General features: G+C 66.8%; 10 protein-coding genes. 3 read left to right on the top strand and 7 right to left on the bottom strand.

The genetic code is table 11. From position 1 onward, the window contains the following. Positions 1-66 precede the first annotated feature (66 nt). Complete coding sequence (locus B3446_RS03290) at positions 67-807, top strand: IclR family transcriptional regulator (protein WP_291377304.1); 741 nt, start codon at positions 67-69, stop codon at positions 805-807. A 77-nt stretch (positions 808-884) separates the two neighbouring features. On the opposite strand, the gene rocF is transcribed toward B3446_RS03290, so the two are convergent. Next, entirely contained in the window at positions 885-1,823 is a 939-nt protein-coding gene (rocF, locus tag B3446_RS03285; RefSeq protein ID WP_291377305.1) for an arginase, read from the bottom strand. 56 nt (positions 1,824-1,879) lie between these two features. Continuing rightward, positions 1,880-3,115, bottom strand: a complete 1,236-nt coding sequence (gene rocD / locus B3446_RS03280) for an ornithine--oxo-acid transaminase (RefSeq protein ID WP_291377303.1) — start codon at positions 3,113-3,115, stop codon at positions 1,880-1,882. Positions 3,116-3,307: 192 nt separating this feature from the next. Here rocD and B3446_RS03275 point away from each other — a divergent pair, with 192 nt between their 5' ends. Beyond that, positions 3,308-4,099, top strand: a complete 792-nt coding sequence (locus B3446_RS03275) for a MetQ/NlpA family ABC transporter substrate-binding protein (RefSeq protein ID WP_239213423.1) — start codon at positions 3,308-3,310, stop codon at positions 4,097-4,099. A 97-nt stretch (positions 4,100-4,196) separates the two neighbouring features. Then, the gene (locus B3446_RS03270) at positions 4,197-4,652 is read left to right on the top strand and encodes an Lrp/AsnC family transcriptional regulator (RefSeq protein WP_056561122.1); all 456 of its coding nucleotides are present in this window, start codon (positions 4,197-4,199) and stop codon (positions 4,650-4,652) included. 15 nt (positions 4,653-4,667) lie between these two features. Here B3446_RS03270 and B3446_RS03265 read toward each other — a convergent pair whose 3' ends face one another. The 5 genes from B3446_RS03265 to B3446_RS03245 all read right to left on the bottom strand — a co-directional run. Further along, positions 4,668-5,837, bottom strand: coding sequence for a metallophosphoesterase (locus B3446_RS03265; protein ID WP_291377302.1), 1,170 nt, complete (start codon positions 5,835-5,837; stop codon positions 4,668-4,670). Between the two features lie 134 nt (positions 5,838-5,971). Then, complete coding sequence (locus B3446_RS03260; RefSeq protein ID WP_291377301.1) at positions 5,972-7,204, bottom strand: alpha-hydroxy acid oxidase; 1,233 nt, start codon at positions 7,202-7,204, stop codon at positions 5,972-5,974. Between the two features lie 101 nt (positions 7,205-7,305). Further along, positions 7,306-8,175 (bottom strand): archaetidylserine decarboxylase, encoded by an 870-nt coding sequence (gene asd, locus B3446_RS03255; protein ID WP_291377300.1) that lies wholly within the window; start codon positions 8,173-8,175, stop codon positions 7,306-7,308. Positions 8,176-8,312: 137 nt separating this feature from the next. Further along, a complete protein-coding gene (locus B3446_RS03250; protein WP_175121607.1) occupies positions 8,313-9,944 on the bottom strand; it encodes an ATP-binding cassette domain-containing protein in 1,632 nt (543 codons plus the stop codon). 193 nt (positions 9,945-10,137) lie between these two features. After that, positions 10,138-10,679 (bottom strand): HpcH/HpaI aldolase/citrate lyase family protein (locus tag B3446_RS03245; protein WP_291377299.1); only part of this gene is annotated, 542 nt, incomplete at its 5' end.

The following is a 10,679-nucleotide window of genomic DNA, read 5'->3' as shown; positions in this document are numbered from 1 at the left end:
TAACGAGCGACCATAATGTCTAGTCCGGGTGCCCAAAACGCGATGCCACGAAGGAGGGCCGACGCCGTGGAAGTGAAACTTGTCGCTCGCACGCTGGAGTTGCTGGAGCTGTTTGCGCAGACGAAGCGGCCCATGCCGCTGACCGAACTGGCGCAAGGGCTGGGTGCGCCGATGTCGAGCTGTCTGGCGCTGGTGCGCACGCTGGTGGCCCGCGGATATCTGTACGAGGTCCGGCGCCGGGCGGGGTATTACCCGACCGGCAAGCTGCACGGATTGGCGGCGCAGATCCTGGCGGGCGACCCCTGGCTGGATCTGGTGCGGCCGCGATTGTGGGCGCTGCGCGATGCCGTCAACGAAACCGTAATGCTGGGCAAGATCCAGGATGGGGCCGTGGTGTTTCTGGACGTGGCCGAGTCGACCCAGCCCGTCCATTACGCGGCGCGTGCCGGCGAACGCCGGCCGCTGCATACCAGTTCGGTCGCCAAGGCCATTATGGCGCGCCTGCCGGCCGCCGAACGCGACCTCGTGCTGGCGGCGGCGCAATACACCCGCTACACCGACCGCACGCTGACGGACCGCGAAGATCTGCTGGCCGACGTGGACAGGACTGCCCAGCGGGGCTGGGCCTCGAACGTCGGGGAAAGCGTCGCGGACCTCACCGGGCTGGCCGTCGCACTGGATCTGGGCGGCGAATGGTATGCGCTATGCGTGGCGGGTCCCACGCCGCGCGTGTGGGCCCAGCGCGAGGAAAATCTCATTCATTTGCGCGACGCAGCCGAGGCGATCCGGCGTGATCGCGAAGGATAAGGGACGGGGATGTTGCCATCGGTCTACGCCGCCCGGCGCGATGCAGTCGATGCACCGCGCGTCATCGACCGCACACGTCAAGGCCCCCGGCGCACCAACGTGGACTTCCCGAACAAGCTCTCGATCAAATCCACCGCCAGCTCCGCCGTGCGGTTGCGCACGTCGAGCGCCGGATTCAGTTCCACGACGTCCAGCGACCGCATGAGTCCGGTGTCGGCAATCATTTCCATGCAGAGCTGCGCCTCGCGATAGGTGGGGCCGCCCATCACCGTGGTGCCCACGCCTGGTGCGATCTCGGGATCCAGAAAGTCCACGTCGAAGCTCACGTGCAGGTGCGTGTCGGCGTCCAGCCCGGCCAAGGCGGCCTGCATGGTGGCGCGCATGCCCATCTCATCCAGATACCGCATGTCGAAGACCTCGAGGCCGGCGTCGTGCAGCAAGCGCTTTTCGCCGGGATCCACGCTGCGGATGCCGATCTGGCGCACGCAGGACGGTTCGATGTCCGGAAACTCGCCCGACATGCCGGTCAGCGGCGCGGGGCCATTGCCGCACAGGCAGGCCACCGGCATGCCGTGCAGGTTGCCGGTGGGCGTGAGCATATGGGTGTTGAAGTCGGCGTGCGCATCCAGCCATAGCACGCGCAGTTTCTTGCCGGTGGCGCGGCAGTGGCGTGCGACTGCGCTGACCGAGCCGATGCCCAGACTGTGGTCGCCGCCCAGCAGGACGGGCAGGCGGCCTTCAGCCAGTTCTGCGTACACGGCATCATGCACCGCCTGATTCCACGCGGTCACTTCCTCAAGGTGGCGGTAGCCGTCCACGGGCGGCAGCCAGGGGTTGGCGGGGCCGTACAGGTTGCCGCGGTCGCGGACCTGAAAGCCCTGGGCCTCGATGACCGGCCCCAGGTCCGCGACGCGCAGCGCTTCCGGGCCCATCGACGCGCCGCGCGCGCCGGCGCCGATGTCGGTCGGTGCGCCGATCAGGGTGACTTGAGTGGGCAGGGTGGGGGTTTTCGTCAATGCGTTCGTCAATTCGCATGCTCCGTATTGCGGTGTTCAGGTTGCGGGGCGTGGGATCACGCGGCGGACAGCGCCGCCGCCAGTTGGTCGCACGCCCAGTCCACCTCGTCCCGCGTGACGATCAGGGGAGGCGACAGGCGCAAGGTGTGGCCATGGGTGTCCTTGACCAGCAAGCCTCGCGCCTGGAGCCGTTCGCACCAGAGGCGGGCGCCGCCGGCGTCCGGTTCCAGTTCCACCGCCAGCATCAGGCCGCGCCCGCGCACTTCGCGCACGGGGCCGGGCAGGCTGCGCAGGCGCTCCAGGAAATGCGCACCCACGGCGGCCGCATTCTCGATCATGCCTTCCTCGGTCAGCACCCGCAGCGCGGCGCGCGCGATGGCGCACGCCAGCGGATTGCCGCCAAACGTGCTGCCATGCTGGCCGGGCTGGAACACGCCCAGCACGTCGGCGTTGGACAGCACGGCGGACACGGGATAAAAACCGCCGGACAGCGCCTTGCCGATGAGCGTGACGTCGGCTTCGATACCTTCGTGCTCCTCGGCCAGTAGCTTGCCCGTGCGTCCCAGGCCGGTCTGGATCTCGTCCAGGATCAGCGTGATGCCGCGCTCCGTGCACCGTTGGCGCACGCGGCTGAAGTACCCGGGCGGCGGCATCACGACGCCGGCTTCGCCCTGGATCGGTTCGACCAGAAACGCGACCGTGCGGTCGCTGATGGCGGCGTCGAAGGCCTCGAAGTCGCCAAAAGGCACGATCTTGAAGCCGGGTGCGAACGGGCCGTAATGGCCATAGGCATCGGGGTCGGTCGAAAAGCCCACGATGCCCAGCGTGCGGCCATGGAAATTGTTGGCGCAGACGATGATCTCGGCGGCGCCCTCGGGCACGCCGCGCACCTCATAGCCCCACTTGCGCACGGCCTTGATGGCGGTCTCCACGGCTTCAGCGCCGCTGTTCATGGGCAGGATCTTGTGAGCCCCCGTCAGGCGCGCCAGGTCTTCATAGAAGCCCGCCATCTGGTCATGGCGAAACGCACGCGAGGTCAGGGTGAGCTTTTGCGCCTGCTCGGTCATGGCCGCCAGGATGGTCGGGTGGCAATGGCCCTGGTTGACGGCGGAATACGCAGCCAGGCAATCCAGGTACTTGCGTCCGTCGACGTCGTAGACCCAGACGCCGCTGCCGCGCGCCAGCACGACGTCCAGCGGATGGTAGTTGTGCGCGCCCAACTGGTCTTCGATGTGGTCGCGGCGGCTGGCGGCGGACTGCGCGCCGGGCTGGGGGGTCATCACGGCACTCATGCGCGTCTCCCAAGGGCGTAATGGGGCCATCTTAGCGCCGCCGGCACGGCTTGGCATTGCCATTGCATGACAAAGGCCTTTCCGAGGTCGGAGGGCCGGGTGCTGCACAATAGCGCCTGTGCCGGACCGTCGTCCGGCGTTCCGATTCTGTGGATGGCTGACATGCTTGTGCACCAATTGCTTGAGAAACTGATGCGCGGCGCCGCGGTGGCGGCGCTGGGCTTGGCGGTGATTGCCCCGGCGGCGGCGCAGGAACAGCCCCTGCGCATCGGCGTGATCGCCAGCGTGGCCAACGAGGCCACCGAACTGGCCATTGCCCAGGCCAAGCAGCAGGGATTGGACGTCAAGCTGGTGGAATTCAATGACTGGGTGCTGCCCAACATTGCGGTGGCCGACGGGTCGGTGGACGCCAATTTTTTCCAGCACGCGCCGTTTCTTGAACTCTTCAACCAGCGCCGCGGCGCGAACCTGCAGCCCATCGCGTACGGTTATTCGACCACCATCGGCCTGTTTTCCAAAAAGCTGAAGAAGGGGGATCCGGTGCCCGAGGGCGCGACCATCGCGGTGCCGAACGACCCGGTCAATACCGGCCGCGCCTTGCTGCTGCTGCAGTCGATGGGACTCATCACGCTCAAGCCGGGCGTCGCACACCAGGCCAGCCTGCAGGACGTGGTGGCCAATCCCAAGAAGCTCAAGTTCGTCCAGATCGAAGGATCGCAGTCGGCCCGCACGTTCGATGACGTGACGGCGTCGGTCACCTACACGACGTTCGCAAAACAGGCGGGCCTGAACGAAAAGGATGGGCTCGCCTTCGACAATACCGATCCGGACAGCATCCGGCGCTACGCCATCCGCTGGGTGGCCAAGCCCGAAAAGGCGCAGGACCCGCGCCTGTTGAAGTTCATTGCCATTTATCAGAACTCGCCCGAAGTGAAGGCAACGCTCAAGCGGCTGTACGGCGACCTGATTTCGTTCCCCTGGTAAGGCGGTATCGGGACGGCAATCGGAATAAAATCAGGGTTTGCCCCGACAAACCCTTTTCATCAAAGGCCGGCCGCACTGCGCGCCGAACCTGATTCCAATGTCTGACCTCGATGACCGCGACCGGAAACTCTTGACGCTGTTGGCCGACGACGCCACGCCCAGCTATGCGGAGCTGGGCAAACAGCTCAACCTGTCGGCGCCCGCGGTGCATGAGCGGGTCAAGCGGCTCAAGCGCGACGGGCTGATCAAGGGCATCGCCGCCAAGCTCGACGGCGCAAAGATGGGCCGCCCGTTGCTGGCCTTCGTGCATGTCGACACGATCAACTGGACTATCACGCAGCAGGTGCTGGGCTTGGCCGAGCTGAATGAGGTCGAGGAGATCCACACCATCACCGGCAAAAGCGCCATGCTGCTGAAGGTGCGCGTGCGCGATACCCAGGCGCTTGAACTGCTGCTGGCGCGCATCCACCAGATTGAGGGCATCTCCAACACGACCAGCGATATCGCCTTGACCAGTTATCTGGAGCGCGGGCCGCTGCCTGAGGCCGCTTGAACGGCAGACCCCGGTTCAGCGGGCGGGGGCGGCGCGCAGGCGCAGGCGCGTGATCTCCGACGGCGCCCACAACCGCTTGGGCGGTCCCCAATAGCCGGTGCCGCGGCTGGTGTAGACCCACATCTGCCCCAACCGGTGCAGCCCCGCCGTAAACGGTTGCTGGAACCGCACGAAGAAACCCCACGGAAAGAACTGCCCGCCATGCGTATGGCCGGAGAGCTGCAGCGTGTAGCCCGCCGGTTCCGCCGCGGCCGCGCTGCGCGGCTGGTGGGCCAGCAGGATGCGCGGAAAGGCGTCGGCCGGCGCGTTGGCCAGCGCCGCACGCGGGTTACTGCGCTGCTGCGGATCGAAAGCCCCGGCGCTGAAATCTGTGACGCCCGCCACGACCACAGGCAGGCCCGACGGATGGATCACGGCATGTTCGTTCAACAGGACGCGCAGTCCAAGACGGCGGAACTCCGCAATCCAGGGTCCCGCGCCCGAATAGTATTCGTGGTTGCCGGTGACCAGATACACGCCGAACGGTGCGCGCAGATCGCCCAGCGGACGGGCCTGCGCCGCAAGCTGCTCGACACTGCCGTCCACCACGTCGCCGGTGATGGCGATCATGTCGGGCAACTGTTCGTTGACCGCGTCGACAATCGCCTGCACATAGCGGCGCTTGATGGTCGGGCCGACGTGGATGTCGCTGATCTGCACGATGGTGAAGCCGTCCAGGTCTTGCGGCAGGCCGGCGATCGGCACGTCCACGTCGACCACGCGGGCGCGGCGCCGGGCGTTGTGAAAGCCCGCCAGCGTGCCGGCCAGCGATAGTCCGATGACCGTCCACGCGCTGGCGCGCCGCAGGTCGATCCACGGCAGATCGGCGCCAGCCGCCAGATTGCCCAGCCACAGAAGCAGCATCAGCGCGTCGCGCAGCACGATCAGCACGAAGAGCGACGAGAACAGTCCCATAGCCAGCAGGCCGACCCAGGCGATGCGGTCGCCCCAGGGCGGATTGACGGAAGAGCGCGCCAGCATGCCCATCGGGATCAGCACGCACGAAAGCACCAGGAAGAGGATGGCGGCGGCTGTGCCTTCACCGCCAAGCAGCAAGTCGGGGATCAGGCGGGCGCCGACGTACACATGGGCGAGGGCGCCCAGGGTCAGGAAGCGCAGGAAGAAGGAAGATTGGCGCAGGGACACGGCGGCGGACGGGCGCGCCGCAGCGGACGCGCAGGGAATCAGGGAACCGCCATTCTATGCTCCGGCGGCGCCGCGATTGATAAACGTGCTGCGCGTCCGCCGGGCACAGCACCTGGAGGCCTGGCGCGGTGGCCTCAGGCCGGCAGTTCGCCTTCCCGGCAGATCAGGCTGGCGTCCATCTCGTCAAGGCGATTGATGCCCAGCATGGCCATGTTGCGGTCAACCTCGGCGCGCAGCAGTCCGATGGCATGCGCCACGCCTTGCTGGCCGCCCACGGCCGCGGCGTAGTTGAAGGGGCGGCCCACGAACACGCAGCGCGCGCCCAGGGCCAGCGCCTTGAGCACATCGCCGCCGCGCCGCACGCCGCTGTCCATCATCACCGTCATCGCGCCGGCCTGGGCGACCACGCCAGGCAAGGCGCGCAGCGGCGAGATGGCGCCATCAAGCTGCCGCGCTCCGTGATTGGACACGATGACGCCGTCCGCGCCATGTTGCCGCGCCAGCGCCGCGTCGCGCGGATGCAGGATCCCCTTGATGACGAGCGCGCCCGGCCATTGCCGGCGGATGCGCGCCACGTGTTCCCAACTGAGGTGGTCGCGTGCCGTGAAGTCGCGCAGCACGGAGGCGGAGACGATGGGCGCGCCGCGCGTGGCGAAGGAATTTTCGAAGTGCGGCATGCCATGCGCCAGCAGCGTGCGCACGAACGTGCCGGCCAGCCAGCGCGGGCGCGCCAGCCCGTCCAGGGCCAGGCGCAAGCTGGGCTTGAGCGGCGTCGAGAAACCCGTGCGCACGTTGTTCTCGCGGTTCGCGGACACGGGAATGTCCACGGTCAGCACCAGGGTTTCGAAGCCCGCGCGCCGCGCGCGTTCGATCAGCGCGTCGATCTTGGCGGGGTCGCCGGGCAGGTAGGCCTGGAACCAGGTGCCGGGCGCTTCGGCAATGACGGCTTCAAGCGGAATCAGCGAGGTGCCGCTCAGGATCGCGGGCACGTTCTGCTCGCGCGCCGCGCGCGCCAGCACGATATCGCCGCGGTAAGCCGACAGCGCGCTGATGCCCATGGGCGCGATGCCGAAGGGCGACGCGTAGGTGCGGCCAAACAGATCGGTCTGTTGCGTGCGGCGGGAGACGTCCACCAGGACCCGCGGCGTGAACGTGTACTGCGCGAAGGCTTCGCGGTTGCCTTTGAGCGATTGGTTGTCTTCGGCTGCGCCGGCGATGTAGCCGAAGATCGGGCGCGGCAGCCGGCGGCGAGCCGCGGCTTCGAAATCGTCCAGGGACAGCATGCGCCCGAGTGCGCGGGGCAGCTTGCGGGCGAGGGCGCCGGAGGCGGCGTCAGGGGTCGCGGCGGGCAGGGCGGTGGTAGTCATGGCGGGCCGGTAAAAGCCCGTAATCTAGCAACGGCCGTCGAACGGAGAAAGCGAATAAAACTGGAGTGGCCCGTTCGCTTCTGGCGAACAGGCGCTTTGCCTTATGCCTGCGCGGGCAGCGCCAGCAGCTCGCCCATGCGCACCGGGCCCGTCACCGAGGGCGTGTCGGCCCAGCGGATCTTGTCGGGGCCGAACAGGACGATGGCCGTCGAACCCAGCTTGAAGCGGCCCATCTCGGCGCCCTTTTCAAGAAAGATGGGAGCGCGGGCAGCCGCGTCGTAGCGCACGGACTTGACCCGGCGCTTGAACGGCGTGACCAGGCCTGCCCACACGGTTTCAATGGACGCCACGATCATCGCGCCCACCAGCACCACGGCCATGGGACCGTGCTCGGTGTCGAAGATGCAGACGACGCGCTCATTGCGCGCGAACAGGCGCGGCACGTTGCGGGCCGTCAGCGGGTTGACGGAGAAGAGGCGCCCGGGCACGTGGATCATTTCGCGCAGCGTGCCGGCGACGGGCATGTGGACGCGATGGTAGTCCTTGGGCGACAGGTAGATGGTGGCGAACTGGCCGCCCTGGAACGGCGCGGCGCGCTCGGTGTCGCCACCCAGGAGGTCCGCGAGTCCGTAGCTGTGGCCCTTGGCCTGAAAGATGCGGCCCTGTTCGATCGCGCCCATCTGGCTGATGGCGCCGTCGGCTGGACACACCACCGAGCCAGGTTCTTCGTCCAGCGGGCGCGCGCCGTCTTTCAGCGCACGCGTGAAGAAATCATTGAAGCAGTCGTAGGCCAACGGGTCTTCTTGCAGCGCCTCGCTCATGTTCACGCCGTACTTGCGGACGAAACGCGAGATCATCCAGTTCTTCACCGCGGGTTCGCGGCAGTCCGATGCGTATCCGAAGAAGCGCGACACCAGGTGGTGCGGCGCGAGATACTGGCTGGCAAGAAAAAGTTGGTCTTTGATAGGCATCTATGGCGCTAAAAAAACGCGTCCCGCATACAGCGGGACGTGGTTGATGGTTGCCGTGCGGGCCAGGGTGACGCTGGAGTCCGGCAATTCGGCGCGATTGTAACGCGGTTGCGCGCGCACGGCGCGCAAAAACGCGCTCAGGCCGCCTTGGCCGCCAGCTTGGTCTTGTAGAGCCAGTCCTTGTAGTCGTCCAGGTCGCCGTCGAACGGGTTGACCTTGCCGTCGGCAACGATGATGAACTGGTCGGTGGTGGCGCGCAGCAGATGGCGATCGTGCGACACCAGCACCAGCGTGCCTTCGAACTGCGCCAGCGCATCCGTCAACGCCTCGCGCGTTTCCAGATCAAGGTGGTTGGTGGGTTCGTCCAGCAGCAGCAGGTTGGGGCGTTGCCACACGATCAGCGCCAGCGCCAGCCGCGCCTTTTCGCCGCCGGAGAAAGGCGCGATCGAGCTGGTGGCCATCGCGCCATTGAAGTTGAAGCTGCCCAGGAAGTTGCGCAGTTCCTGTTCGCGTACGGTCGGCGCAATCTTGGTCATGTGCCACAACGGAGATTCGTCGTGCCGCAGCATCTCGACCTGATGCTGCGCGAAGTAGCCGATGGACAGTCCCTTGTTGAACTGCGTGTCGCCGGCCAGCGATTCGATCTCGCCCGCGATGGTTTTGATGAAGGTCGACTTGCCCGCGCCGTTGATGCCCAACAGGCCGATGCGCTGGCCCGCCTGCAGCGAGAAGTTGATGCCCGACACGATGATCTTGTCGGACACGGCTTCGGTGGCCTCGTCCTCGATGCGATAGCCCGCGCTGACCTTGTCCATCGTCAGCAGCGGATTGGGCGCGCGCAGCGGCTCGCGGAACTCGAACGAGAACTCGGCGGCGGCGCGCAGGGGCGCCACCTCTTCCATGCGGGCCAGGGCCTTGATGCGGCTCTGCGCCTGGCGCGCCTTGCTGGCTTGCGCCTTGAAACGGTCGATGAACGATTGCAGGTGCGCGCGCTGGCGCATCTGCTTTTCCATCATGCCCTGCGCCAGTTCAAGCTGCGCGGCACGCTGGCGTTCAAAGGACGAATAGTGGCCGGAGTAGCGCTTGAGCTTGCGTTCGTCGATGTGGACGATCACGTTCACCACGCCGTCCAGGAAGTCCCGATCGTGCGAGATGACGATGAGCGTGCCCGGATAGCGCTTGAGCCAGTCTTCCAGCCAGATGATCGCGTCCAGGTCCAGGTGGTTGGTAGGCTCGTCCAGCAGCAGCAGGTCGGACGGGCACATTAGCGCCTGCGCCAGGTTCAGTCGCATGCGCCAGCCGCCTGAAAAGCTGGTGAGCGGCAGGTGCATCTGGGCTTGCGTGAAGCCCAGGCCGGTCAGCAACTGCTCGGCGCGCGAGTGAACGGTGTAGGCATCGGCGTCGGCCAGCGCGGCGTAGATCTCGCCCATGCGCAGGCCGTTTTCCGCGCTTTCAGGCTCCGCTTCCAGCGCGGCCAGTTCTGCTTCCAGCTTGCGCAGCGTGGTGTCGCCGTCGATCGCGTACTCGATGGCGGGACGGTCCAGCGCAGGGGTTTCCTGCGCGACGTGGGCCACTCGCCAGGAGGCGGGGTAGTCCAGGTCTCCCTGATCGGCGTGCAGCGTGCCGCGCAAGAGGCCGAACAGACTCGACTTGCCCGCGCCATTGGCGCCGATGAGGCCGATCTTGTCGCCGGGGTTCAGAAGCAGGTCGACCTTGTCGAGCAACGGCTTGACGCCGCGCATGAGTGAAACTTGTTGGAAACGGATCATGGATGTAGGGCTGGATGGCGCAATGCGCGCGCGGCAAGACGCCCTCTGGGGGCGGTTTGCAGGAAAGCAGGAACCGGGGCGGGATGGCGCGCGCAACCTGCGCGCCGGCGCGAAGGGTGATCGGATGAAAGCGAACCGAATCCGAATGAAGGGGGGGATTGTACCCGGCCGGAGCGCTCCAGCCCCGTCCCCCCTACGGCGTCTGAATCGCCGCCGCCAGCGCCAGCACGCGCTCGGCCTCGCTGGCATGCAGGTTCTCGACCAAGGCCCCGTCAACCACCGCCACGCCTTTGCCCTCGGCTTGCGCGGCCCTCCAGGCGTCCAGCCGTTTGCGCGCCGTATCGAGTTCTTCAGGCGTTGGCGCAAAGGCGGCATTCGCAGCGGCGATCTGGCGCGGATGAATCAGCGTCTTGCCATCGAATCCCTGGTCGCGTCCTTGCGCGCAGGCGACCTGCAAGCCGGCATCGTCGTTCAGATCCAGATGGACGCCATCCAGCACGGCAAGTCCGTGCGCCCGTGCCGCCATCACGGCAAGCGAGCGCGCCAGCAGCGTCTCGTCGCGCGAGGGCGTATGGCGCGCATGCAAATCCTTCACCAGATCAGACGTGCCGACGACGATGGCGGCCAGCCGCGCATGGCCGCCGGCGATGGCATCGAGCCGTAGAAAGCCCAGCGGTGTTTCGGCCATAGCCCACAACGGCAGATCCACGGGCGCGCCCGCCGCGTCCAGCGCCT

The sequence above is a fragment of the Achromobacter sp. UBA5777 genome (assembly GCF_002418565.1).
Classification (GTDB): domain Bacteria; phylum Pseudomonadota; class Gammaproteobacteria; order Burkholderiales; family Burkholderiaceae_B; genus Achromobacter; species Achromobacter animicus.
This window is presented reverse-complemented; position numbering and strand designations above follow the sequence as displayed.